The sequence below is a fragment of the Natronoflexus pectinivorans genome (genome assembly GCF_004345615.1).
Classification (GTDB): domain Bacteria; phylum Bacteroidota; class Bacteroidia; order Bacteroidales; family Marinilabiliaceae; genus Natronoflexus; species Natronoflexus pectinivorans.
Genome location: NZ_SLWK01000002.1, coordinates 1 through 25368 on the forward strand (window position 1 = coordinate 1; position 25368 = coordinate 25368).

Here is a 25368-nt window from a genome sequence, read left to right on the forward strand (position 1 = left end):
TTTTTTTTTTTTTTTTTTTTTTTTTTTTTTTTTTTTTTTTTTTTTTTTTTTTTTTGTGTGGGTTTGGGTGTTTTGTTGGTGGGGCCCCCCCCCCCCCCCCCCCCCCCCCCACCACTCTCTCCTTGACCTCCTGAAGGTTTTGTTGTTTCGGGCAGAGCGAGAAATCTATATTTATTAGTCGGTCAATAGTGTAATTAAAGATTTACCTGGCAGGATTAGGAAGAAAGCTATCTTTGAAAAGAACTATCCTGTTGTAGAGTATTTGCTAATTCTGTATCTTTGATCTTTGCAGATTATGACGTATAACAAGGGAAATGTCATTCATGCAAAGTTGATAAGTCCCATAATTTAAACTTCAATATGAAAACACACTTAACCCTTCTATCTCTCTTAGGTCTGATTATTATTTCATCCGGATGCTCAACTTATCATTACGTGAGCTTTAACAGTGAACTTCCTCAGGAATTCAGAAATGACATGGTTTTGGATCTTGATTCTGTCATTGTCAGGCATGTTTTTACAGAGGATAACCAGATTTTATTTGAGGTAAAAAATCAGTCCGGACAAATGATTTATGTTGATAAAACCCGCTCCTTTTTGATTTTTGGAGATGAAAGTTTTCCTATCTGGCAAGATTTGACACATACAAATATGTCGGGTACAATAACTGAATCCGGCCAATATTCAAACAGAAGTTTTATAAATGCTCATAGTGCTTCAATTCGCGATCTGGCAGTGGTCGCAATCCCACCGGGTACCCGAATTTCTGAAAGCGCCGGGGTGATACCAAATATCAATTATGATGAAAAATCTGAACATGATAAAGTAATCATTCCTGGAAAAGGAGTTGGGTTTAACGGGAAGGTATATAGATACAATGAGGATAATTCTCCATTGTCTCTCAGGGTTTACCTGACTCTATATTTTGATCAGGAGATAGATTCCAGACTGATAATAGATGAGCGCTTTTGGGTTTCTGAAATTTTGACGACCGACATGGGGCCGGGTTATCGAAATGAAGCAATGATAAATAAGGTTATTCAGACAAATGATAGCGGTGATAAAACCGCCGGACTTTTTTTTATTGGAGCATTGTTTGTTGTGTTATTTGTAGCGATGTAAGCTATGGCATTTAAATCATAAAGGGAGTGAGTTCAGATATCATAAAAAAGTCCACAAAGGAGATTCCCCTTTGTGGACTTTTGTGTTTTAATCAAATAGTAGGTGTTTTCTGCGTCTTGAATTAAAGAAAACCCCTAATTATATGTTCATCCTTCCTCAATATCCCCCGCAAGTTGGCCGTAAATACTGGCCATGGCACAAAGTGATATTGGAGTTAAAAGAATCAGGTAAATAATTGCCAATGGAGTCCATATCCAGCCTAATATAATGTATGGAATTGCAAGGACGATCCAAACAAGAAAAATTGTCCATTTGTTGCCATGAGTAATTGTGTTGCTCAGTTTTAAAGCTTCGGTTGCACCTTTGCCTTTATCAACCACTAATAAAGGAGCGAGACAATATGCTATTCCCATAACAATGCCGGGAATAATCATGAAAAGGGTCGCTATAAATATGATCAGCATGCCAAGACTTACCACCAGGAAGTATTCCCCCATAAACTTGCGGTATTTGCCATCAAAAATCTCCAGCGGATTAATCATTTTTCCCTTACTGAGAGCAGCTGGCAAGGTTACCATAGCAATGGTGGTTCCAACATTCAAATATGGAATCCAGATTGTCAGCATCCAAAGAAGATAACATGCAATCAGTGATAGAAAATTCTTCAGTCCATTCGTAAATGCGTAGCTGAGAACGTCACCAAATTCGAGTTTTTTTTCCATGATTTTACTGTTTAAGGTTTAATAAAACCCAATTTACAGAAACATTCTATTAATAACCAAATGTTTGAGCATCTATTCTATAAGAATCTTATGAGTAACTATTTTATGGTCAATCGGATTCCTGATCTGGAGCAGGTAGATTCCTGCGGATATTCCACTCAATTCTAATTGATGATCGCCCTGATTAACACTTTTTCTTAACACTTCTTGTCCTGACATGTTTTTTAGGGTTAAAATGGAGTTTTCTTTTGTAATGTTTACATGTAGATAATCCTTTGCAGGGTTTGGGTATGGTTTTGAACCATAATTTAACTCCATTTGCTCTGTTGAGGTATATCCATCTATCAGGTTTCCTGAAACCAGGATGTTGTCAAATCTGTTGTTTCCTGCATCGCCTGTATTGTTTTCTCCGGTGAAGAGAATGCGAAACTGCAAATTGGCGTTATTCTCTGTTTCTGCATATGCCGACAGAGGGAATGAGTAAACATGATAGTCGGTTTCAATTTCATAACCCAGAGCAATTGGAACCCATGATGCACCCTGATCAACGGAATAATGCAGGTTTTGCTGTGTTGGGCCATTGTTAGATCGGTGCACTTCAAATGTTAAATGTAAGTTGGTAAATCCCGATGAAGGTGCATCAATGATAAGCTCTCTGCTGATGGCCGGGTTTCTTACACGAAGCGCAGCTCCGGCATCTGCATCCATCTGAAGGTTGTACGCTGAGCCATTATCAAAAAAGTCCATATAGCCGTCGCCTGTTCCGGGATAGGTAATAATTCCCGGTTCGAAAGCAGAATAATCTGCTGTTATTTCTGTCAGAACACCGCCGGGCAGCTCATTAAAATGCCAATAATGAATAATATTATCCCCCAATTCGGGTTCAAAAATGGCGGTGAGAGTAAGATCATTATCAGGCATGGTAAATGTAAACTCAGTATTGGTGGATACTTCGTTGTTCTCGTAATCTACCCATCGGATAAAGTTAAATCCGTATAATGGAAGAGCTTCTGCAACAACTTCTGCGCCTGCCTGAAATTCGCCCGTGCCAATAACAGTTCCTCCACCGGGCATATTGTAAGTCAGTACCAAATTTCTTAGATAGCTATTTGCAATAATGTTTATACCCTGCGAGGCTTCAAGATCATCCGCATTTGCACGTATTTCAAATTCTTCTGCCACATCGTATAAAATACCTGATATGGTAGTGTTTTGCAGACCTTCAGGGATGTTACCGGTAATTGTTCCGGTTAACTCTCCATTGCCTGAAACCAGCTCCAGGGTGATCTCGGTATCTGCTTCAGCTGCTGAGGGTTTGCCATCTGCATTGTAAATGCCTACTTGCAAGCTAAATGGATGATCAGCATATACCGGATTGTTTTCGTTTACTGATTCAATCTTTAATACTGTGGGGTTAGGATACAGGATTATTTCGCCGGAGAAAGCGACATTACGCAACCTCCAGTTTCCTTCGGGGCTGTATGGACTGCCACCGTCGTCAGCGTCACGTGCTCGATGGTAGGCTATATTTGCGCCAAAATCAATATCTGGTACACCCGGGTTAAATGATCCCGGAGAGAATATTGAAACCATTCGGACTCCAAAATCGGGATTATCATTGGCTTCGGGTATTTCGCTCAGGTCTATCATAAATGGATGGAAAATATCTCTGGGAGCTAATCCACCATCATTGTTTCCATAAGTCTGCCATGTAACACCCCCATCGGTGGTGTATTGAAACTGAACCCAACGGCTGGCAGTACCCGATGCTCTTTGTTCGAAATTAAGGATGATGTTTTCATAACCTTCAGTATTTACCATAAAGGAAGCGCCGGCTGTGCCTGATGCTGCTCCCTGAATGGGAAAGTTGTCAAATCGCCATCCGCTTTCCGAATCAATAGAAACCTCTGAGGTTTCTCCAATCAGCTGTGCCACACCTTCACCTTCGGATGGTTCTGTAGTTCCTTCAAAATCCCATCGAGCAAAAACCTGATGGTTGTCAGGAGTAATAAACTCTCCCGTGAAATTTACATCTCTCAGTCTCCAGTTGCCGTCAGGACTGTATTCGCTTCCTCCTTCATCACGTGCACGCTGATAGGCTGTATTGGCTTCAAACTGTTGATCAGGTTTCCCGGGGTTGAACTCCACAGGGCTGAAAATTGAAACTATACGCACTCCAAAATCGGGGTTGTTGTTGACCGCTTCAACTCCTGAAAAATCCATGGAGAATGGATAAAAAGTATCTCTGGGAAATAACCCCCCATTATTATTTCCATAGACGTTCCATGAATTACCTCCATCTGTGGTATACTCAAATTGAGCCCATCTGCTGGCGGTTCCGGAAGAGCGGTGCGCAAATTCCATAATGATGTTCTGATACCCTTCAGTGCTGATCATAAATTGTGCACCGGCAGTACCTGAATTCTGATTTTGTTCAGGGAAGTTAATGAATCTCCAACCATTATCAGCTTCCACGGAATGTTGTTCTGTCCCGCCGATAAGGGAAGCAGAACCCTCCCCAATAACTGGTTCGGTAATTCCGTCAAATGTCCATCGGGTGATGGTTTGCCTTACATCGCTGTATGAGAAATGTAATGTCACAAACAGCAAAATGATCGTAATGGGTAAATTTCGTCTCATAAAAATATACTTTTTTGTGTCTGAATTCATGAATGATTTATTATTGAGCAAGGTTTACCCTATAAAGTAATCCTCTGCGATCTTCGTCACTCTCCTCGGAAATATAAAGTGAGCTCCCGTTTATAAAACCAATTCCCTCAACCTGCCCAACGCGTTCAATAAACCGGTAGTCGGTAACTTCACCCTGGAAAAATCTGGTGCCGGGGTAATTGGTAAATGAAAGAAGATGTGAACGGGTCAATAAAATTACTTCTCCGGTTTCGAAATTGATATCTGCTCCTGTTACTCGTGAACGATTGTTTCTGTTGTCAATGTATAGAGAATCCAGGAGTTTTGCTGTGTGACTTCCCGGTGAGGCGGGTACTCCATACATTTTGGTGTAGCCGGTTAGCGGTTCACTTCTATCTTTTGTAAACATGAAAATGGAGTCCGATTTCCATATGATGGCTTCAATGCAGAAGTTTCTGTTGCTTCTTGGTGGTGGAAACTCTTTCTGATCTTCAAGTGTAAAAGCAATGGCATGAGCAAACGTAGAATTTCCGGTGGTTTTGTCGGGATGTGGAATGCGCCAAATTTTCAGGTCTTTACGATCGTTGTTGTTGTTGCCGGCATCATTGATGTATACATATCCATCCGGATCAATGGCAAGGTCTTCCCAGTCAATGTTGGTTGCATTGGAGATAACCAGTGTTCTTTGAAGCACTCCCGTTGAATCAATTAAATAAAGTTCGTTGGGATTACTCGAGTCATTATGAGTCCAGATGTTATTGGGCGATGTGACGATAAGGCCTGAACTTTCAGGAACTTCCAAAGGAAGTTCTCCCATGGTTTCAACATGGACATGCTTTACAATAAATCCTGCATGACTTGTTGTTTTCTTATCGCATCCGCAAATAAAAAGGTATGTTGATAAAAGAACTGTACAGATTATAAATCTCATGGGACGCATCATTATTTGGTTTCTTTTTTGATTGCTGAATCAAAAAAGGCATTTAAAGTTAAGAATATTATTCTGAATGGTCAATTATTGTGGAGGCTTGTGGCCGGAATAGTAGGAAGTTAAAACTTCCTCAGCTCAAAGATAAGCTGTTAGTTAAAATGCTTTTTAAGGGAGATTTAGGTCGTATTTAAACTTCAAATCATCACTAAAATATTCGAATAAGGATATCCTCGGAAACGAGTAGGTATTTCACATCTGGTTCGGGAAACATTTCAGTTTAAAATGCGTATAAAAATTCAGATATTTTTTGCATGGCTTTATTAATCAAGCCAAGCTGCCTGTTTAAAGGATGTGTACATCCTGTATTCCTTCCCAAAATTAGTTGGTAACGTGCATTCTTTTTGCTACTTCTGGTTGTATGTTAATCAGAGGGGCTGTTTTAATGCATAATTGTAATTGATAAAATCGGGATATTTAAATGACGATATTAAGGAAATTGTTGCATGTACTAAAAGGGTTTAATTCTTTTTTGATGGGTTGTGGATCGGCTGGCACTGAGGCTAAGGAGCCTGTTGCACGAGATGTCATTCCTTTGGAATTACATCCTGATTTCGGAAGTTTTATGGCTGCCAACGATTATGGAGTAATATGTCTTTCTGAATATTTTGAGATCATAAGTGTGAATACATCCGCTTTGAAAACTCTCCAATTGATTGATGGAGCAGATCTTTGCGGACAGGACTTTTGGAATTTACCTTTGGAGTTTTTCAACGAAGGAGAGGAACTTCTTTCAAAAGAACTAAATCCGATTTGGATTTCTCATCATGAAGAAGAAAATTCCACAACAGTGCTGAAAATCGTTAATTCAATAAAGAATTATTCGAGCTGGTTTCAGGTTGAATGCAAGGTTCATTTTATAAATAGTAGAAGTAATGATGATTACCAGATTGTAATCGTCCTTAAAGACATTTCGGATGAAAAGAAGCAGCATCTAAAAACCGCTTATAAGCTCAAAATGGAGATGTTGCTTTCTGATCTATCCAATCGATTTGCAAGTGTTAATCTTGATGAAGCAGATTATGAAATAACTTACGCTCTTCAGGAGCTAGGTAAACTTACTGGTGTTGATCAAAGTTATCTTTTTCTTTATAACAAGCAGGGCACAAGTATTTCTTGTACACACGAATGGTGCAAATCAGGAGTAGATAGTCAAATTGAGAATCTTCAAGATTTACCAACTGAAGACTACCAGTGGTGGGATAGCATGCTGAATAACGGCGAACCTGTTATAATTAACCAAACCGACGAATTTCCGGATGCTGCGTTGAGAGAGAAGCAGCTTGTGGAGGATCTTAATGTTGAATCACTATTGGCAGTTCCTGTTATTCATACAGGAAAAGTAGCAGGTTTTTTTGGTTTTGCAACAGTAAATAATAAAAGAAAATGGAATGACGGTGATCTGCGTTTACTCAAAATTGCCGCCGGCAGTATTGCCGGAATGCTAAAAAACATTGATGTATTTCGAAAGTTGTTAACCAGTGAAAGAAAATTCAGAGGCATCATAGAAAATTCAGGGGTTGGAGTGTTGGTGATTGATACCAATGGTTTGTACAGATTTGCAAATCGTCAGATTTATGATCAATTAGAAATTGATAAAAATATTGAAGGTTTTTCGGTGTACGATGTGCTTCCTAGTCATACTGCTGAAGAGATTATGAAGGACATAAAATTTGTGCTCACCGGAAATGAGATATTATGTAAAGATTATGTTTTTAATTATGGCGGTATTACGAGGTGGTATCAGACAACTATTCAGCCCTTGACAAATCCGGAAGATGGGCTGGAAGAAATCATTATGTATACTCAGGATATTTATGAGAGAAAAGAGAATGAAGAGAGAATTGAAAGTCTGTATCGTATCAGCAAATTAATTCTGAACGGTTTTGATCATGAGCGAGATCTTTTTGCCAATGTTCTGGAGGTCATTCATAAACTTTTGCCTGCTAAATGTTCAGCTGTAGTTGAACTTGAAAAGACCGGCAAATATCATCCGGTAGCTGTATTTCCAGTTAACTGTACCGGACATGAAGGTGCTCGATACGATCTTGGCAGAAACCTGGATAAGTCGCAGATAGAAGGCGTAAAAAATCTGTTTGTTATAACCGATAAATATGATGTGAGAGCCGTTTTGGGAATTAATGCTTTCCCTGAAGCCAAGAGTTTGCTGTTGATGCGATTAGAGTCCGAAAGTGACAGAGATCAGTACTTAATGATGGTTTCAGAGACTGTGGACTTTTTTAATGAGAAAAGAATCAACATGGTTAAAGAAATGACTCATCAACTAAATATTGGCCTACGACAGAAGCATCTCAACAACCAAATAGTGAAATACAATCAAAACCTTGAGGTTTTGGTTGCCGAACGTACACGTGAAAAGCAAGAACTAAATAAACTAAATGAAACCATCATTGAAACCACCCGCGCCATAGTAATCTCTTCATCAAACGAAGGCATAGTTACCAGTTTTAATCCCATGGCAGAAACTGTTTTAGGTTATCAGGCAATGGATGTAGTTGGTCGCATGTCTGTTCTGGAATTATTCGACCCCTCCCATATCAGGCAAGCGGTTGAGTTGGCAGTAGAAATGAGTGGGTCTGTATTTGAGTCGGATTTTAAGGCTCTCGTTTATCTGTCTGAAAAACTTCCGCCTGAAAATGTGGAGTTTGCATTTTATACAAAAAGCGGTAAATCTGTCCCTGTATTGTTATCCAGAAAAGTCATCAATAATGATGTGAATGTAAAGGAAGGATACCTCAATGTGGCAATGGATATCAGTCGTCTAAAGAAGGCCGAGCTTTCATCAAAGTTGTATTGGTCAGCTTTCGAGAAATTTGTCTACGCGTTGGTCATTGCTGACAAAGACGGAAAGATTGTATGGGCCAACAACAGCTATCTCGAACTCTCGGGGTATAATCATGATGAAGTAGTTCAGAGAAAAGTAGGCGAACTACAGGGCAGCGGTATTCAGGATGAAGCTTTTTATAAGAAAATGTGGAATGAATTATCTTCCGGCAGAACATGGAAAGGAGAGGTGTTTAATAAGCGGAAAGATGAAACCATTTATACTGAAGAACTAGCCATTTCTCCCATCAGCGATGATAACGGTAATATTATAAACTACCTGGCCATTAAGATAGATGTTTCTGATCATAAGAAATTAACGGAGGAACTATCATCCGCAAATCAACAATTGAGCACTCTGATTAATAATTTGCCTTCGGTCATTGTCTTTGAGGATGTTCAACGACGTATCCAACTTGTTAACCAAACCTATTGCGATACTTTTGGTGGGGAGTATGATCCGCATCACTTTGTTGGGAAAGATTGTCAGATGTTAAGCGAAGCCTTTGCCGATTCAACCATTGATCCTGATGGCTTTTTAAATCGCATGGATGAGCTCATTAAAAACCTGGAACCTGTTTTAAATGACCGTTTGCAATTGACCGATGGCAGGGTTTTTATTCGAAATTTCTTCCCGGTTTGGATCAACAACGAACTGTCCGGCTATTTATGGAGGCTTCAGGATATTACTCAGCAGAACCAGATTGAAAAGCATAGAATGATTCAAAGATTGATGGGTTATAAATTGGCAGCAACCATTCATCAGCAGGAAGCACTTAAAATTATGGTAAACCATTTAGTTCAGATTTCCTCTACGGAGGGTGTTGGCATTTATTTACAAAAAGATGATGACGATGCCTCACTTTCTGTATCCAAAGGGTTTTCTGATCTGGTGAAAAAGCAGTTCCCTGTTTTTCATTTGTGGGTCAGTGCGTTGCACCTTGAAGTTATTAATAAACCATCTTATTACTTATCAAAAGAATTTTATAACCCTGAGGTGTTGAATAACGTAAACGTGAAAAAAATTGCCATTACTCCGCTCACGTTCGATAACACCGGAGTTAAGGGATATGTGGTTCACATATCATCTTCCGATGAAATGTGGGATTACAATTCAAAGTTAACTATGGAGGGTATGGTATCTCAGGTTGCTCCTGTTTTAAACCGGATTTGGAAACAAAATCCTGCATAAGCAGTATAACATAGTATTATAACCTCATTAACCCGATTGATTTAATTTGTTATCAGAAAATGAATAGAATATGAAAATGTTTTATAAACAGAAGTTTACGTGGTTTTTAGCGGTGCTTTTAATATGGTCTTCGTCGGCGTTTGCACGGGATGTTGAGTCGCAGGATGAAGAGTTTATCGTTGAGTTTTATTCAATCCCATCGCCCGACGAGATATTGACCTATATTCACAACAGTGAAATTCAGTTTACTCCCCGTTTGCTGAATGATGTCAGGAAGAGCGACAGCTACAATACGTTTCGTGAACGTTTGTTGGCTTATGGGTTTTATATGGCAAATTTGGCATATTCTATCAGCTTTGAACAGAATAATACGGGTTTGCAGTATTTTAATACTGTAGATGAGATGGGTCGGCAATTGAATATTTTCCCTCCTGAAGTAGAGGAATTGGGACACCGTTTAATGAGAAATATGAACCAGATGGATTCGTTAAATTTGATCTATGATGAATTATATCTTCTGGTGATCGCCAATTTACACGATACTGACAGGTTTGGAGAGTACGCACTTATTTCGGCGGGGGGATTTGTGGAGAGTCTTTACCTGGCACTCAATTCTGATGGGTCAAAAATTCACGATGACGGTTTCAGAATGAGAGTTTGGGATCAGAAATTAATTATAAATCAGCTGGTCATCATGTTTAGTCGCCATTTAACCGCCTCGGTTAAAAACTCCATGATGAATGATATGCAGGGGTTGATTGATGCATTTAACGAGTTTACCATTGAAACTGAATCCACAAAGGTGGCTGGAACCTCAAATGGAGTGATAACCATTGGAGGTGGAAGAGCAACCGGATCTACAGTCAACTCCATCAGGCGAATACATGAGGAGGTGAACAAACTTAGAGAGAAATGGGTCAATTAATCTTAAGAGAACTTTAAAATATAGAGAGATGTTGCAGTTTTTTAAATATATCATTCCGTTAATATTGATCTTTTCAGGTTTTGCAACCATTGATGCTCAGTTTTGCAGAAATTACGAACAAAAACATTGTTCCGAACCACCTGCAGATTTTGTCAATAGCTCGGTGTCTCGTGCTTTTACTTTAGGGAAAGATCATGTTGTTCGCTTCAATCAGATTTTATACGGGGGGCGCACCTATTTTTTAAGTGTCTGTGGTGAGAAAAAATTAGGAAATATTGAATTTCGCCTGTTAGCCGATGATGAAGCTGGCACAGTGCTCTATTCAAATTCGTCTAATGGATATATTGGCGAACAAACTTTCCAAATAGAAAACTCCATAAAACTGGTGATAGAAATTCTGGCTCCTGATTATTCTGTTGCAGACAACCACCGGTGTGCAGGGCTGAAAATATATTATAAATAACCCCTTCTCCTCTCACAACGCAACAGCTTGTCATTTCGAGCGAAGAGAGAAATCTATTATATGATTATTAATAAAAATAGTAGTTCGTTAAGCTTTTTTATTTGCCTAATTACCAAACGTTTATGAATTTGCTGTAGTAGTGCTTAATTAGTTGAGAATAAGAAGCTTACTTGTGTCTTATATCTAATAATCTATTAGTCTAACGATCTATTGTAAAAAAGAACTTAGTCGGACAGCAGTGATAAATAATATAACACCCTGAATGATTTAATAAATCAGTTCAGGGTGTTTTTTCAGAGTCAGAGATAAACTACTTTTAGTCAGTTATTTGAAAGCTTTGGCTCCGATAAAAGGAGCATCGCTTTTCCATCCTGTTACTGCACGGATGTGTTCCGGGATTTCGACTCCGGCATCTGTGCCTGGGAATTGAGGAGATATTTTATAATTTTCTTCGAAAATAGTTTCTCTAAAGCTCAGGTAAAACCTGCTGTCTGCTTCAAATTCCGGAAACTCCTTGTTTAGCTCTTCTATAGAGTAGAAAGATGTCTGGCATCTTTCGTTTGAATAGGGGCTCCAAAGATATAGCCGTCCACTTTCTGAGGTCTTTTTTACATAAACATTGTTGTTTATGTATTTAATGGGTGAGTCGGGCAATCTTTGACATAACTCTGCAGGTTGCCAAAGTTGAATCATTGGAAATACGTAATCATTCTCAAATACCATTAAGTTGTTGACAAATACATGTCCATCGCGCTCTTCAACTCCGGGGCCTGTGCTTGGGTGCCAGCCAAAATGGTCGGGATCGTCACCTCTGGCGGTTCTTCCAAAACTTGCTCTGCTGTTAATAAATGTGTTGTTGTAAATTTCAACGTCGCAACTATTCAGAATCAGTATAGCCTGATTGCAATTCACGAATACGTTCCCAGCACAAATGGCTCCATTAGATATTTCAAAAAAGAACCCGTTGCTGCTCGGCCATACCTGTTCATCACGAAATGGTTCGTTTGGACTTCCAACGTTTTCAACGAGGTTGTTTACAAATACGCCGTTGTTGTTGCCTACGTCATACCAAACCCCATTTGAGTTGGGATGGTCTGTTACCAGGTTTTCACGGAAAGTTGCGTTATGGCTTTGGTTGAATATCTTTACAGCCGCCGGATAAAATCCCGTCCACTTTTCAATGTTATTGTTTCTGAATATGTTATGCTCTATTAGAACATCGGCAGATGCTACCACATATAGGCCTTCGGTGTTGGTGTCATAGAATTTACAATTTCGCATCACCATGTTGTCGCTGATGCTGAAAACAGCAATTCGGAAATTTTTTGAAAACACACAGTTTTCAAAATAGGTGCCTTCAACATCCCTTCCATGCTGATCAATGGCCAAACCAACGCCTCCTATGTGAACCATGGTGTCAGGGTATTGAGTAAAGGTGATGCCTTTAATGATTGGGCCTTTGTTGTCTGGCTGTTTACCATGAACCTCATAAAGAGGACGATAAAGTGCTTTTCTAAACGCTGTGATCTCAATGGTTCGTCCTTCAGGGTTTAATCCGATGTAGATTTTTTTGTTTTCGTAATCTACGTAATAGGTTTCAGCTGTAACCTCTTCTTTGCTTCCGGCTGATTGCAGAAATTGTCCGTCAACAAAAACTCCATCGTTGTTAAATCTGTGCAATGGTGTGGTTTCTTCAAATATTTCTCTTCTCCACCAATCTTCAGGCCCGGCTGGGAATAGGTAGTCCCAGTCTGTTGCCCATAATAGTTCGCCGTCTTGTTGCCAATCGTTGGCAATCAGAGTCCCATTCAAAACTGGCCTTTCATCCATGTATGCTTGAATGGTAATTGCTTGATTAAAAACAAGGTCGCCAGTGCGGTAAGTACCTCCTCTTAAAACAATGGCATCTCCGGAAACAACTTTACTGATTGCAACCTCAATAGCGGTTGGGTTTTCCAGGGTAGTCCCTTCTGATTCAGGATTCCCGTCAGGCGATACAAAATAGATCGTACCGCTAACATCAGGCAACTCATAAACGGTATCAATGGGGCCATAATGTATCTGTTTTGTCTCTTTAACTTCCGGTTCGCCACAGGAAATAAGAGCAGCAGGAATAATAAGAAATAAAAGCCGGGAAATCTTGGTGAGAATTGTTTTCATTTGTCTTATAGTTTGAAGTTTTGTTAAAGTTAGTGGAGTAGATTGAAAATGAGGTAGAAATATTTTCCTATATGGTGGACATTTTTAGAGACAGAGTGTTTTAGTTTGACGAAGATGGACATCATTTGATCAGAATAAAAGATTCCATCTTGATTATATTAAAGTGCAAACCGTTTAATTTGCCTTTAGGTTTGATATTGGTTAAATTTAGATATTACTTATCCGAAGCAAAAGATAAATAGCTTAAGATTTTATTAATATCTAATAGATCAAGAATTTCAATCTTATCCGGATTTATGCAAAATTCCAGCTATGCATGGTGTCTTGTAGGGTTAAGCTCTCTTCCGAGCCATTAATAAACAAAATTTAAGCAGATGGATAATGATGGATATTTGCCGGTAGATCCTGATTTCTTCAAGATTCTGGATGATGCCATAGAAAAAGACCATGCCAGGATACATTTCTTTAACGAATCCAATGAAGTTGATTTTGTTAAGGGAAGTCCCATTAAACTTTGGACACCTGATGATTTTTCCTGGTTTCTCAAATTATTGGGCGACAAATCAGTTCGAATTGATCGCATAATAACTATTAATGGCCGACCCGGTCCCGCTTACGATGAATATGATCGATTTGCCTTGGAATGTCTAACTTGTATGGGGGGTATGGATTGATTTCTTCCAGTTATTGGGTATTTCAAAGGCGATGGTGGGATGTGGCAAAACCTTTTATAGTGTGAAGAGGGAGATAAGTTCAACACGATGTTAACAGCAGCTGGGTTTGATAGAGGAATAAAGCCTGTATCAATGCGGATGAGGCCCCTGAAATAACAAGTGCAGCAAGACCTAAATAGCCCTGCTGCACTAAAAATCAAAATTACTCGACCTTTACTTCCAATTCGGTAAACTCAAAGCTACCGTTGCTCATGTACCCTTCAACGACAAAAGCCACTTCGTTCATTTTACCCAAAACCATACCCAGCGACTCCCATTTGTCAAAATGCGCTGAGATATCGATGCTACCACTGTTCCTAACATCTCTTCGAATGCTGAAATACTGCTGAAAAGTAGCATCCCCAATTATAGAAGGCTGATTATAACGGGTACTCTCGTATATGTCGTAGATGCTACCATCAATCTCAAAAGTTCCTTTTAATTCACTGCCTTCAGCCATCGACGGAATCCAGCGACGCCAGTCCTCTACAACATAGAACTCGATCAGGGGCTCTACCGTCCATCCGTAAACAGACAAATAGGAATTGCCCGATTCGGTAGTGGGTTCATAAATACAACTGTAAGTGGTTGAGAAGCGCCCAATTTCATGATGCAATTGGGTTTCGTCAAACACCAAGCCTCTGCGCGCTAAATAATTATCGATACCTTGCCAGTGCCCACTAAACAAGGCACCCGCACCAATGGTCATACAGGCGTCACCCGCACCATTTTGGTTCCACAACTCATAAGCATAGCCATCATGCTCGCCTTTAAACTGTTCGTTGTCGGGGTCGGAACAAAAGGTAAGCACTTTTGACGTTTCTGCTCCTTTATCCGAGGCAAATTTGGCTGCTCCTCCAAAAGCGGCCATCACAATCATCACCAGAATTAATAAATTCAATCTTTTCATAATCAAATAAAAAAAATAATTACGTTAATTTTAAAAACAGATTTCCCTCTATTTCGGGAAACGTTCATGAATCAGGCTCATCGACTCCTGTCGTTATTGTTTTCAATTCGTTAAACCGAATCAAAAATCATGGTTTCACCATCTCATGCGAATAAACATTCCATTTCGGCAAATTTTCGTCCACATTAGGATTGCCTTTCCTGGCAAAATTTGTCCAGGCTTTACTCATTTTCCCGGCCAGAATTACCGCATATTCTCTATTTTAGGGCTGGATGCATCATCTTCTGGATCTGCCAGGTAAGCAGGTAGGTATAAAGAGGTGCATCAACTTGCTCCGTGATGGTCAAAGGCCTAAACAACCTTTGTGGTGCCCACGCATACAATCAGATAACCCGAGTACAATTAAGGAATATCCCAGAATCAATCCCAGCAATAATCTATTTATTGAGGAAGCCGTTTACTTCTAACCAATACATGAAAGAACCAAACCAGCGATTACTGGTTCGATCCGGGTTTCCCAAACCAAAACCGTGACCACCATTTTGATACAAATGAAACTCTACAGGAATACCTGCCTTGTACCACGACTCAATAATGCCGAACTGACCGTTAAAGAGGAAATCGTCGGTGGCAATCACATTAAACATGGGAGGTGCATTTTTTGGTACTTCAACAGCATTCATCCCACCGTAAATCGGACCGATAAAAGCCAGATCCATTATTTCGGAATTTAAAGTAGAATGCATGGTTAATCCTGCACCGGCCGAAAAGCCAATCATACCAATGCGTGATACATCAACGCCCCATTTCTCAGCGTTATTAACAATTAAAGTATAAGCGGCTTCTGCATCTTCCAGCTGATTATCAAGGCTCCATGCCATTCTTCGTTCCCGAGTAGGTGCCGGAGCTGCTTCAGCCTCTCCTTCTTCTCTTGGGGTGGCCTCAGCAAAGGTGCGATTCATCGACTCGGTAAAGCCCTCTAAAGACTCAGGCGTTGGAAACAGACGGTATTTCAAAACAAAGGCTGCAATACCCTGATCAGCTAAAGCCTGGGCGACTTTCCAGCCCTCGTTGGACAGAGATAGCCAACGGAAGCCTCCACCCGGAGCTACAATAACGGCAGCACCAGTGGCCTTCTCAGGATCGGGTAAAAAAGGCGTAAGCGTTGCAGTAGTTATGTTACGGGCCATTGGGTCGCCCCACTGACGAAACCAGGATTCCTGGGCAGGCTGGTTCTCTACCCCTCCTGTTCCTAAAACAATGGCATTGGGCTCATCGGGATTATCCATCGGATAAATTGTTCCGTCCTGAGCAAGAGCATTTGAAGCAAAGCCGATAAAGATGAGTGCCAAGGCTGAGCGTGTGATTTTCATAAAATTTAAAGGCATGGTAAAGATGTTTTTAGTTAATACGTTAAAAAACCAAAATTAGATAAAAGCAGTCATTAATAAAAGTGGGAATTACACCAAAGTCAGCTTTAGCTAAAATTGAGATTCCTTCGATTAGGCTAACCGCATCATGTTTATTGTTTGAATAAATACATAACCAATTAAGCCCATTTTAAAACTAGCTGGTAAGATGGGATTTTTTATATTAGAAGAAATGAACCTGGGGCGCTTCTCAAATGTACCATAATCGATGATTTCGAATAGTTCTGTACTGTCTACTTTAATGGTAATCACTGTTCTAAGATCTTCCAAAACATAGATCAATCAAGGGGAATTCTTTATAAAAAACAAAAACCGCTGTAAATCAATCAATTTACAGCGGTTTGGTGTTTTTTGTAATGTGCTTTGGTGGTCCCAACGGGATTCGAACCCATATCGCTGGAACCGGAATCCAGTATTCTATCCATTGAACTATGGGACCATTTAATTCTGACTGCGAAAATAGATAATTTATCCTATTGCTACAATCTTTTTTCTCTTTTTTGCTGAAGCCCTATTTTATAGATGGTATGTAAACTGTTAAGTTGGTCAAATTAGTTGACCATCGGCGTCTCTCTTTTGTAACTTTATAATTATTGGATTAGCGAAAGGTATTTGGCGTGATTCCTCATCTGATAAAGAGTCTGCTTTAATTCAGACGTTGCGTAAGGATTTCTATTTTAATGCTTAAAATCTACTGTTATGCCGGTACAAGTTTTAAGGGATTATTTGGACAAACATGGTATTAGGTATCTTACCATTTCTCATTCAAGGGCTTATACCATGCAGAAGATTGCCGCTTTAACACACATTTCTGGTAACGAAATTGCTAAAACGGTGATGGTTAAAGTGGATGGGAAAATGGTGATGGCCGTGCTTCCGGCTTCCACCAGAATAAATTTCTCTGCCTTCAAAGATTATTTTGATGCAACGGAAGTGCGTTTGGCTCAGGAAAGTGAATTTAAAGATGTGTTCCCTCACTGCGAAGTTGGAGCCATGCCGCCTTTTGGTAATCTGTGGAACATCCCTGTTTTTGTGGCCGAAAAATTAACACGCCAGAAAAACATCTCCTTCAATGCTGGAAATCACATGGAACTCATCCAAATGAATTACAAAGATTACGATCAGTTGGTTCAGCCATACGTTTTTCAGTATGCTTACCAATCTGTCTGATTTCTGTTCTTAAATCAAATACTTAGTGATTTTTCCACAACTCGTTTTAATTTATCGAAGAATAACTCACATAAAAACCCGGGGCACAGCCACCGGGTTTTTTATGTGAATGGATCATCTCAAGTTTCCCCAATCCAATCTCCTAATCCTCTATGTTTTATCCCGCTTTCCGGTCTCCTGTTCCGCTACGCGGAATTTCACTACGTTCTATACTCCTTTCTCCTTTCTCCGATTTCCATTCTCCTTTTAACCCTTTTACCTTACCACCTTTCTCCCTTCTTCCCTCTCTTCAACAACCATCCTCATAACATGTTTCTCACCCGGTTCAATTAAAACTGCATTATGAAGTAGGTTGGCTGCTTCCACGCAGACAAATTGATTAAAGTCATCGCTTTTCAGATCCTGCATTTTGTTGGAAAGTTCAGCCCACGGATTCCATACCACAGTGGAGTTGCTTCCGCTTTTCTTTATTAAAATGGTTCGCTGTAAAGATGGGTCAATAATTTTGCAGAAATTGATGGTGTCGGTATAAGTTCTGTCTGTTTCCCGGTGAAACTTAATGGGAGCAACCTCTCCTGAAAACGGGTCATCCGAACGAATTTCCTCCATAAAGGGAGTGTTTTCCAAACCGGTAATACTCACTTCGTGAATACTGCCCACATTAAAATAGGTGTGCAAAGCGTTGGATATTTTAAACGAATCGTTACTGCTGCTAAGCGTGGTCCATTTCATCATCAGTTCCTTGCCGGCAGTTATTTCCAGAGTGCATTTAAAACTGAACGGGAAATATTGTTTTGTGTAGTCATTGTCAGTAAGCGACATTGAGATTTTTGTCTCTCCGCTTATCAACTGTTCAGTTGCATCAACATTCCAAAACATTAGGCGGGCAAAACCATGTTTTGGAAATGTGTTGTTTTCCTCATGTGGGCCAAACCATGGAAAGCAAAGTGGAATACCCCCTCTGATGGCAACACCCGGCTCGTAAACCGCTGCTTCACTTACCCATATAAGGTTTTTTGAGTTTGCAGGGATGAATGATAAAACCTGTGCGCCATAGATGGATATCTTGCAGGTGCATAGGTTGTTGCTGATGATTGCAACAGGCATCCCGTTCTCTTCTGAGAACTGAAGCCGGTCTTTGATTCCCCATTTTTGGTTAAGTTCGTCTATGGTCATATGATTATTGAGATAAAATTTATTCAAAACAGCTTAAGCTGTTTTAACCTGTTTTATTGCCTAAGGGCGAACTTCGTTTCATGAATTGTCGTTATGAGATGATTAAATACCAATAAATACGGACAACCGCAAAGAAAATTGATGAAGGTAATAATTGATTATTTTCAAGTCAATTTTATTGAGGACGTCAGTATTTAGCAGGTAGTTGATCATCGTAATAGATAATTTGTGAATAATACAGGTTAAAGTCAAGGACTATTAGAAAAGTAAATACCATCTTAATGCTATTTTTTTTCTAAATTCGCACCTTATTATTTAAATGAAATTTTTACTGCAAAACCGGTTATGGAATACAATTTTAATGAAATTGAGCGTAAGTGGCAAAAGTACTGGGTTGATAATAAAACCTACAAAACAGAAATCGACCCGTCGAGGCCAAAGTTTTATGTGTTGGATATGTTCCCGTACCCTTCGGGAGCTGGACTTCATGTTGGGCATCCACTGGGTTATATTGCTTCCGACATCTATAGCCGTTATAAGCGATTGAATGGGTTTAATGTTTTGCACCCCATGGGTTATGATGCCTATGGCCTTCCGGCAGAACAGTACGCCATTCAAACCGGACAACATCCGGCCATCACCACAGAGCAGAACATTGCCCGCTATCGCGAGCAATTAGATAAAATAGGGTTTTCGTACGATTGGGACAGAGAGGTGAAAACCTGCGATCCCGATTATTATAAATGGACCCAATGGGCATTTATTAAAATGTTTGAGCATTATTACGACAATGATGCAAAAAAAGCCATGCCCATAACGAACTTAATCAGCCATTTTGAAAAAAATGGAACGGAAGGCATCAACGCTTCACAAACTGAAGAACTTGCTTTTACCGCATCGGAATGGAAGAGCAAATCTGAAAAAGAGCAACAAGAGATTCTTTTAAATTATCGTCTGGCCTATCTGGCCGATACCATGGTTAACTGGTGTCCGGCGTTGGGAACGGTTTTGGCAAACGATGAGGTGAAAGATGGTTTCTCTGAAAGAGGCGGGCATCCGGTGGAGCAAAAGCGTATGAAACAGTGGTTGTTGCGCGTTTCCGCATACGCGGAACGCTTGCTTACCGGGTTGGATACCATTGAGTGGAGTGATTCTCTCAAAGAGATTCAACGCAACTGGATTGGGCGCTCCGAAGGGGCTGAAATGATTTTCCCAGTAAAAGATTCCGATGTGGAGATGAAAATCTTCACCACTCGTGCCGATACGGTTTTTGGCGTCACTTTTATGGTGTTGGCACCGGAAAGTGAGTTGGTTCTGCAACTCACAAAACCGGAGCATAAAGCAGAGGTAAATGCCTATCTTGAAGAAACCAAAAAACGCACAGAGCGTGAGCGACAAACAGAAGTAAAAAGAGTCACCGGTGTATTCACCGGCTCGTATGCCATCAATCCGCTGAATAATCAGGAAATTCCAGTTTGGATTAGTGATTACGTGCTGGCCGGATACGGAACCGGAGCCATTATGGCCGTTCCGGCGCACGACAGTCGGGACTTTGCTTTTGCCCGTGCATTTAATCTGCCCATTCCGCAGGTGGTGGTGCCAAAAGGAGAGGAGCCTGCCGACACCTCAACCTGGAGCGATTCCATCGACTCCAAAGAGGGATATATGATTAATTCCGGTTTTATCAATGGGTTGGATGTTCCCGATGCCATTGAAAAAACCAAACAATACATCACTGAAAAGGGCATTGGCCGGGTGAAGGTGAACTATCGTTTGCGCGATGCTATTTTCAGCCGACAAAGATATTGGGGCGAGCCTTTCCCGGTTTATTATAAGGATGGCATGCCAAACATGCTTTCATTGGAGAAGCTTCCGTTGGAACTGCCGGAGGTGGATAAATACCTACCAACCGAAAAGGGAGAGCCGCCATTGGGACGTGCCAAAAACTGGGAAACTGAGGATGGTCATCCGCTTGAGTTGAACACCATGCCTGGGTTTGCCGGATCGTCGGCTTACTACCTGCGCTACATGGATCCAAAAAACAACGATGCATTGGTCAGCAAAGATGCCAACAACTATTGGCAGGATGTGGATCTTTACATCGGGGGAACCGAGCATGCCACAGGTCACCTGGTTTATTCAAGGTTCTGGAATAAGTTTTTGTACGATTTTGGTGAGGTTTGTAAAGATGAGCCATTCAAAAAACTGGTGAACCAGGGAATGATTCAGGGACGATCCAACTTTGTTTACAGAATAAAAGGAAGCAATCAGTTTGTATCGCTGAATCTGAAAAAGGATTACGATGTGATGGAAATCCATGTGGATGTGAACATCGTTCACAACGATGTTCTCGATATTGAATCATTCAAAGCATGGAATCCTGAATATAAAGATGCAGAATTCATCCTTGAAGATGGAAAATACATTTGCGGATGGGCGGTTGAGAAGATGTCCAAATCCATGTATAACGTGGTTAACCCCGACACCATTGTGGAGCAATATGGAGCCGATACTTTAAGGCTTTACGAAATGTTCCTGGGGCCATTGGAGCAGTCAAAACCTTGGGATACCAATGGCATTGACGGAGTACATAAATTCCTGCGCAAGCTTTGGCGATTGTTTGTTAACCGCGAAGGTGAATTTATTGTGACAGATGAAGCACCCAATAAGGATGAGTTGAAAGTATTGCATCGTACCATCAAAAAAACTGCCGACGATGTTGAACGTTTCTCGTTCAACACCGCTGTGAGCTCATTTATGATTTGCGTAAATGATTTGAACGATTTAAAATGTCATAAAAAAGCCATTTTAGAACCTCTATTGGTGCTTTTAGCGCCATTTGCACCACACATCGCAGAGGAGTTGTGGCAAAAGCTTGGTAATTCAGGCTCCATTTGCGATGCAAATTGGCCTGAGTTTAATGCCGGTCATCTGGTTGAGAGCTCTGTATTGTATCCTGTTTCCTTCAACGGGAAGATGCGTTTTAAATTGGAGCTTCCTGTCGACATGAAAGTGCCTGAAGTTGAAAAAGCAGCAGTTGAAAACGAGCAATCCCAAAAATGGATTGAAGGCAAACAGGTGAAAAAGGTGATTGTAGTACCCGGAAAAATCATAAATATTGTGGTGGGGTAATGACGTTTAAAGATATCAGGAAGGAGATTCAATCCTATGTTTTTCTCACCATTGGTTTGGCCATTGGCACCATTGGGTGGGCGGGATTTATCATTCCTTCTGAAATCATCGGTGGTGGTGTCACAGGCATTGCCACCGTTTTTCATTTTGCCACTGGAATGGATGTGGGTTTGCTGGCATTTGTTATGAATGTAGCACTCATATTAATATCCATGAAAGTGATTGGGGCTAAATTTGGTGTTAAAACCATCTATTGCATAGCTCTTTTTTCAATTTTCCTTTCCATTATTTCCATTTACGTAAAGGAGCCTCTGGTCTCTGAGAAGTTTATGGCTACAGTAACCGGGAGCATTTTGGCAGGAGCAGGGAGCGGAATTGTTTTTTTGAATGGAGGGAGCACCGGTGGCTCAGATATCATTGCCCTGATGATAAATAAATATCGGAACATCAGTTTGGGACGATTATTGTTGTACATCGACTCTGTTATCATCAGCTCTTCATTTTTTCTGTTTCAATCCATCGAAACCATGATTTATGGTTTCGTTTCCATGGCCATACTGGCCTACACGGTGGATATGGTGATCAGTGGAAACAAGCAAACAGTGCAGTTCTTTATCTTTTCAAAAAAACATGAAGAACTCAGGCATCACATCATACATGTTGCCAAGCGGGGGTTAACGGTACTGCCCGGTGTAGGCGGGTATTCAGGTGAAGAAGTTAAGGTGTTAATGGTGATTGCACGAAAAAGCGACAGTCAGGTTATTTTTCGGCTCATAAAACAAATAGACCCCAATGCGTTTATAACCATGGGAAGTGTGATGGGGGTATACGGGCAGGGTTTTGATACCATTAAAGGAAGATGAAGATATCTTATGCAGGTTTCTTATCGTAATCTGGATTATTCATTGTTCTTTTTTTATTTTTGAACGTTTTAATATTTTAATAGTTCGTTAATCTTTTTTATTAGATTGATTGCCAACTGAGTGTGAAGTTGTCTGATGGTTTATAAATTGATCATAATCAACAAGATAATATTGTCTAATCCCGCTTAGCGGGACTTCGCTATACTCAGTATCTTACATCTATAATTCTTAAAGTCTAACGATCTATTAATATTTCACATAGAGTTCTATTATGTCATTTTTTTAACCTAAGCCTCAATAAAGAGTTTACAGCAACGTAGGGTTATGCCCTTGGATATTAAAGACTGTGCCGATATGATCGGCATTAACAATCTATTAAAAATATGAAGAAACTTATTATTACTTCAGCTGTCTTAGTCATCATCATCATTTCAATTTCCATATATGTACGCCATTGGCGTGCAGTTAATGATTTGAATATCAGTTTGCAGGACTCTACTTTAGTAGAGGAGTTACCCCCGCTTCCTCCACCTCCCATGCTGTATGGTTTCATTGAAGACTCTTTTTATATTGAGCATGGTTCGGTGCGTAGAAACCAAAATCTTGCATCCATCCTTTTAGCCAACAATGTTGATTACTCTACCATTCACAATTTGGCAGAGAACAGCAGGGATTTTTTTGATGTACGGCGAATTAGAGCAGGTAATCCATATACAGTTTTTTTTAGTCCCGACTCCTTAAGAAACCCAGAGTGGTTTGTTTATGAGATTAATAATACAGATTACCTTGTTATGCAATTGACGGACTCATTAAAAATTTACCGTGATACAAAGCCCATTCGCACAGTTCGGAAATCAGGAGCCGGAGTGCTCAACTCCAGTCTTTGGAACGCTATGCGTGCCAATAATTTGAACCCGATGCTGGCCATTGAAATGTCGGAAATCTATGCCTGGACGGTGGATTTCTTTGGTATAGAAAGAGGAGATAATTTCAGGATACTCTATGATGAAACTTACGTGGATACAGTATCTGTTGGAATCTCGGAAGTGCATGCCGCTCATTTTGTGCATAAAGGACGCGATTTTTATGCTTTTCGATATAAAGAGGATAGTGTTTGGAGCTATTTTGACGAGGAAGGAAACAGCCTTAGAAAGGCTTTCCTGAAAGCTCCGCTCAACTTTTCCAGAATCAGTTCCCGATTCAGTAACAACCGTTTTCACCCGGTTTTAAGAATCTATCGCCCTCATCATGGAGTGGATTACGCGGCGCCGGCCGGTACGCCTGTATATGCCATTGGTGATGGCACCATTGTGGCGCGCGGTTGGGATAACCGTGGAGGCGGTAATTTTGTGCGGATTCGTCACAACAGTGTTTACACTACTGTATATATGCATTTACAGGGTTTTGCGCGGGGATTGCATAAAGGACAACATGTACAGCAGGGACAGTTGATCGGATATGTAGGACAAACTGGATTGGCTACGGGGCCTCATCTCGATTTCAGGGTGTTTCAGAATGGACAACCCGTTGACCCGCTAAGCATCGAGGCACCTCCTGTTGATCCCATCAGCGAAGAGAATATGGAGCGATACCTTGAATACATCCGCCCCCTGAAGGATGAGTTAAGACAGATTCCTTTGTCAATGAACGGTGATCAGTTAAAAATGGCCAGTGAACAGTGATCAATTGGCAGTGATCAGTGAACAATGACCAGCGGGCAATTGTAAGTGCCTTCCGGTTCTGCATTGCGGAATTCATTCTCTAGGTCATTCCACTTCCGATTCCGCTTTGCTCTGTCCCGTCTTGGGAAACTCTGTTATAACTTGGCCTCCGATTCTGTCATGGCGGAATTCCGCTGCGCTTCATCTCCGGTTTCCGGTTTCCGGTTTCCGGTTTCCCGTTTCCGTTCTCTTATCCCAACAATCCTTCAATCACTTTCGGAAAATGCGCATGCTCCAACTCATGGATTTTTTCAGCCAGCGATTCCGGAGTGTCGTTCTCACTTATGGAACATGAAGCCTGGAAAATAATATCCCCTTCATCGTAATTCTCATTCACGAAATGAATGGTAATACCTGATTTGTTCTCTTTGTTTTCAATAACTGCCTTGTGAACATGCTCCCCGTACATGCCTTTTCCTCCATATGCGGGCAGAAGTGCCGGATGGATATTAACAATGCGGTTTGGGAAAGCTCTAACGATTTTTGGTGGAACCAGTAACAGAAATCCTGCTAAAACAATAAGATCCGGTTGCTTTTCAATTAAAAAATCCAGAACTTTATTATGTATGGAAAAATCCTCTTTTGAAAATATCATAGTATTGACATTGAGGTTTTTAGCACGTGTGATTGCATAGGCCTCCTTTTTGTTCGATAACAACCAGGTGACCTTTGCCGTATTGGTGTTGATAAAATATTTTATAATATTTTCTGCATTGGTTCCCGAGCCCGAAGCAAGTATGATTATGTTTTTCATTATGAGTGTTTTATTGTTGTGATTTTGAGGTATTTTAAACCATAAAAATATATAAAAAGAACCCTTAAAAAGAATTTCGTTCGAAGAATATTTGATTTATTTTCCACAAATCTTTTTCTTTGCACAATTATTTTTTCAAACAAAACTGAATTATTAACTTAAAATTTAAAGCTATGTCAGACATTGCATCAAGAGTTAAAGCAATTATTGTAGACAAGTTAGGCGTTGACGAAACAGAAGTTACTGCAGAAGCAAGCTTCACCAACGACCTTGGTGCTGACTCTCTTGACACTGTTGAGCTGATCATGGAGTTCGAAAAAGAATTCAACATTGCTATTCCTGATGATCAGGCTGAAAACATCGGTACAGTAGGTGATGCTATTGCATACATCGAAGAGAATGCCAAGTAAGACAGTAAATTAGTATTTCTGAAA

Annotated in this window: 19 protein-coding genes and 1 tRNA gene; 10 read left to right on the top strand and 10 right to left on the bottom strand. The window is 40.4% G+C overall.

The genetic code is table 11. The features are described from left to right. Nucleotides 1-360 precede the first annotated feature (360 nt). Complete coding sequence (locus EV194_RS03575) at nucleotides 361-1122, top strand: hypothetical protein (protein ID WP_132432235.1); 762 nt, start codon at nucleotides 361-363, stop codon at nucleotides 1120-1122. Nucleotides 1123-1268: 146 nt separating this feature from the next. Here EV194_RS03575 and EV194_RS03580 read toward each other — a convergent pair whose 3' ends face one another. The 3 genes from EV194_RS03580 to EV194_RS03590 all read right to left on the bottom strand — a co-directional run bounded on the left by EV194_RS03580 (nucleotide 1269) and on the right by EV194_RS03590 (nucleotide 5424). Then, nucleotides 1269-1844: a DUF975 family protein gene (locus EV194_RS03580; protein ID WP_132432237.1), complete on the bottom strand. Its 576-nt coding sequence runs from the start codon at nucleotides 1842-1844 to the stop codon at nucleotides 1269-1271. 72 nt (nucleotides 1845-1916) lie between these two features. Continuing rightward, nucleotides 1917-4484: a T9SS type A sorting domain-containing protein gene (locus EV194_RS03585; protein ID WP_165921793.1), complete on the bottom strand. Its 2568-nt coding sequence runs from the start codon at nucleotides 4482-4484 to the stop codon at nucleotides 1917-1919. A gap of 40 nt (nucleotides 4485-4524) precedes the next feature. Next, nucleotides 4525-5424 carry a hypothetical protein gene (locus tag EV194_RS03590; protein ID WP_132432241.1) on the bottom strand — a complete coding sequence of 300 codons (900 nt, stop codon included), beginning with the start codon at nucleotides 5422-5424 and terminating at the stop codon, nucleotides 4525-4527. A gap of 478 nt (nucleotides 5425-5902) precedes the next feature. On the opposite strand from EV194_RS03590, the gene EV194_RS03595 reads away from it, so the two are divergent. The 3 genes from EV194_RS03595 to EV194_RS03605 all read left to right on the top strand — a co-directional run bounded on the left by EV194_RS03595 (nucleotide 5903) and on the right by EV194_RS03605 (nucleotide 10905). Further along, complete coding sequence (locus EV194_RS03595; protein ID WP_132432243.1) at nucleotides 5903-9517, top strand: PAS domain S-box protein; 3615 nt, start codon at nucleotides 5903-5905, stop codon at nucleotides 9515-9517. A gap of 70 nt (nucleotides 9518-9587) precedes the next feature. Beyond that, entirely contained in the window at nucleotides 9588-10442 is an 855-nt protein-coding gene (locus tag EV194_RS03600) for a hypothetical protein (RefSeq protein WP_132432245.1), read from the top strand. A gap of 28 nt (nucleotides 10443-10470) precedes the next feature. Beyond that, nucleotides 10471-10905 (top strand): hypothetical protein, encoded by a 435-nt coding sequence (locus EV194_RS03605; RefSeq protein ID WP_132432247.1) that lies wholly within the window; start codon nucleotides 10471-10473, stop codon nucleotides 10903-10905. Between the two features lie 324 nt (nucleotides 10906-11229). Here the strand turns inward: EV194_RS03605 and EV194_RS03610 are convergent, their stop codons facing one another. Beyond that, nucleotides 11230-13065: a right-handed parallel beta-helix repeat-containing protein gene (locus tag EV194_RS03610; RefSeq protein ID WP_132432249.1), complete on the bottom strand. Its 1836-nt coding sequence runs from the start codon at nucleotides 13063-13065 to the stop codon at nucleotides 11230-11232. Nucleotides 13066-13439: 374 nt separating this feature from the next. Here EV194_RS03610 and EV194_RS03615 point away from each other — a divergent pair, with 374 nt between their 5' ends. Continuing rightward, nucleotides 13440-13739, top strand: coding sequence for a hypothetical protein (locus tag EV194_RS03615; RefSeq protein WP_132432251.1), 300 nt, complete (start codon nucleotides 13440-13442; stop codon nucleotides 13737-13739). A 202-nt stretch (nucleotides 13740-13941) separates the two neighbouring features. Here the strand turns inward: EV194_RS03615 and EV194_RS03620 are convergent, their stop codons facing one another. The 4 genes from EV194_RS03620 to EV194_RS03635 form a co-directional block, all read right to left on the bottom strand. Next, nucleotides 13942-14688 (bottom strand): glycoside hydrolase family 11 protein, encoded by a 747-nt coding sequence (locus EV194_RS03620; protein ID WP_132432253.1) that lies wholly within the window; start codon nucleotides 14686-14688, stop codon nucleotides 13942-13944. Between the two features lie 127 nt (nucleotides 14689-14815). Next, on the bottom strand, nucleotides 14816-14932 hold the full coding sequence (locus EV194_RS17190; protein WP_394346315.1) for a carboxylesterase family protein: 117 nt from the start codon (nucleotides 14930-14932) through the stop codon (nucleotides 14816-14818). A 193-nt stretch (nucleotides 14933-15125) separates the two neighbouring features. Beyond that, nucleotides 15126-16076 carry an alpha/beta hydrolase gene (locus EV194_RS03630; protein ID WP_165921794.1) on the bottom strand — a complete coding sequence of 317 codons (951 nt, stop codon included), beginning with the start codon at nucleotides 16074-16076 and terminating at the stop codon, nucleotides 15126-15128. 406 nt (nucleotides 16077-16482) lie between these two features. After that, nucleotides 16483-16557 (bottom strand) — tRNA-Arg (locus tag EV194_RS03635). Between the two features lie 260 nt (nucleotides 16558-16817). Between EV194_RS03635 and EV194_RS03640 the strand changes: the two genes are divergently transcribed. Beyond that, on the top strand, nucleotides 16818-17288 hold the full coding sequence (locus EV194_RS03640) for an aminoacyl-tRNA deacylase (protein ID WP_132432257.1): 471 nt from the start codon (nucleotides 16818-16820) through the stop codon (nucleotides 17286-17288). A 255-nt stretch (nucleotides 17289-17543) separates the two neighbouring features. On the opposite strand, the gene EV194_RS03645 is transcribed toward EV194_RS03640, so the two are convergent. Next, entirely contained in the window at nucleotides 17544-18464 is a 921-nt protein-coding gene (locus EV194_RS03645; RefSeq protein WP_132432259.1) for a D-hexose-6-phosphate mutarotase, read from the bottom strand. 345 nt (nucleotides 18465-18809) lie between these two features. On the opposite strand from EV194_RS03645, the gene leuS reads away from it, so the two are divergent. From leuS to EV194_RS03660, 3 genes are all read left to right on the top strand, one after another. Continuing rightward, complete coding sequence (gene leuS, locus EV194_RS03650; RefSeq protein WP_132432261.1) at nucleotides 18810-21596, top strand: leucine--tRNA ligase; 2787 nt, start codon at nucleotides 18810-18812, stop codon at nucleotides 21594-21596. Next, nucleotides 21596-22459 carry a YitT family protein gene (locus EV194_RS03655; RefSeq protein ID WP_132432263.1) on the top strand — a complete coding sequence of 288 codons (864 nt, stop codon included), beginning with the start codon at nucleotides 21596-21598 and terminating at the stop codon, nucleotides 22457-22459. Before leuS ends, EV194_RS03655 begins: the two co-directional genes overlap by 1 nt. 383 nt (nucleotides 22460-22842) lie before the next feature. Further along, nucleotides 22843-24141 carry a M23 family metallopeptidase gene (locus EV194_RS03660; RefSeq protein WP_132432265.1) on the top strand — a complete coding sequence of 433 codons (1299 nt, stop codon included), beginning with the start codon at nucleotides 22843-22845 and terminating at the stop codon, nucleotides 24139-24141. A 229-nt stretch (nucleotides 24142-24370) separates the two neighbouring features. Here EV194_RS03660 and purN read toward each other — a convergent pair whose 3' ends face one another. Further along, nucleotides 24371-24934, bottom strand: coding sequence for a phosphoribosylglycinamide formyltransferase (purN, locus tag EV194_RS03665; RefSeq protein ID WP_132432267.1), 564 nt, complete (start codon nucleotides 24932-24934; stop codon nucleotides 24371-24373). 173 nt (nucleotides 24935-25107) lie between these two features. Between purN and EV194_RS03670 the strand changes: the two genes are divergently transcribed. Continuing rightward, a complete protein-coding gene (locus EV194_RS03670; RefSeq protein WP_132432269.1) occupies nucleotides 25108-25344 on the top strand; it encodes an acyl carrier protein in 237 nt (78 codons plus the stop codon). The last annotated feature ends 24 nt before the right edge of the window (nucleotides 25345-25368 follow it).

Coding starts and splice junctions, on each gene's coding strand:
- leuS (WP_132432261.1), top strand. CDS start 18,810: ATGGAATACAATTTTAATGAAATTGAGCGTAAGTGGCAAAAGTACTGG.
- EV194_RS03660 (WP_132432265.1), top strand. CDS start 22,843: ATGAAGAAACTTATTATTACTTCAGCTGTCTTAGTCATCATCATCATT.
- EV194_RS03620 (WP_132432253.1), bottom strand. CDS start 14,688: ATGAAAAGATTGAATTTATTAATTCTGGTGATGATTGTGATGGCCGCT.
- EV194_RS03600 (WP_132432245.1), top strand. CDS start 9,588: ATGAAAATGTTTTATAAACAGAAGTTTACGTGGTTTTTAGCGGTGCTT.
- EV194_RS03630 (WP_165921794.1), bottom strand. CDS start 16,076: ATGCCTTTAAATTTTATGAAAATCACACGCTCAGCCTTGGCACTCATC.
- EV194_RS03575 (WP_132432235.1), top strand. CDS start 361: ATGAAAACACACTTAACCCTTCTATCTCTCTTAGGTCTGATTATTATT.
- EV194_RS03615 (WP_132432251.1), top strand. CDS start 13,440: ATGGATAATGATGGATATTTGCCGGTAGATCCTGATTTCTTCAAGATT.
- EV194_RS03590 (WP_132432241.1), bottom strand. CDS start 5,424: ATGAGATTTATAATCTGTACAGTTCTTTTATCAACATACCTTTTTATT.
- purN (WP_132432267.1), bottom strand. CDS start 24,934: ATGAAAAACATAATCATACTTGCTTCGGGCTCGGGAACCAATGCAGAA.
- EV194_RS03670 (WP_132432269.1), top strand. CDS start 25,108: ATGTCAGACATTGCATCAAGAGTTAAAGCAATTATTGTAGACAAGTTA.
- EV194_RS03580 (WP_132432237.1), bottom strand. CDS start 1,844: ATGGAAAAAAAACTCGAATTTGGTGACGTTCTCAGCTACGCATTTACG.
- EV194_RS03610 (WP_132432249.1), bottom strand. CDS start 13,065: ATGAAAACAATTCTCACCAAGATTTCCCGGCTTTTATTTCTTATTATT.
- EV194_RS03645 (WP_132432259.1), bottom strand. CDS start 18,464: ATGACCATAGACGAACTTAACCAAAAATGGGGAATCAAAGACCGGCTT.
- EV194_RS03605 (WP_132432247.1), top strand. CDS start 10,471: ATGTTGCAGTTTTTTAAATATATCATTCCGTTAATATTGATCTTTTCA.
- EV194_RS03595 (WP_132432243.1), top strand. CDS start 5,903: ATGACGATATTAAGGAAATTGTTGCATGTACTAAAAGGGTTTAATTCT.
- EV194_RS03655 (WP_132432263.1), top strand. CDS start 21,596: ATGACGTTTAAAGATATCAGGAAGGAGATTCAATCCTATGTTTTTCTC.
- EV194_RS03640 (WP_132432257.1), top strand. CDS start 16,818: ATGCCGGTACAAGTTTTAAGGGATTATTTGGACAAACATGGTATTAGG.
- EV194_RS03585 (WP_165921793.1), bottom strand. CDS start 4,484: ATGAGACGAAATTTACCCATTACGATCATTTTGCTGTTTGTGACATTA.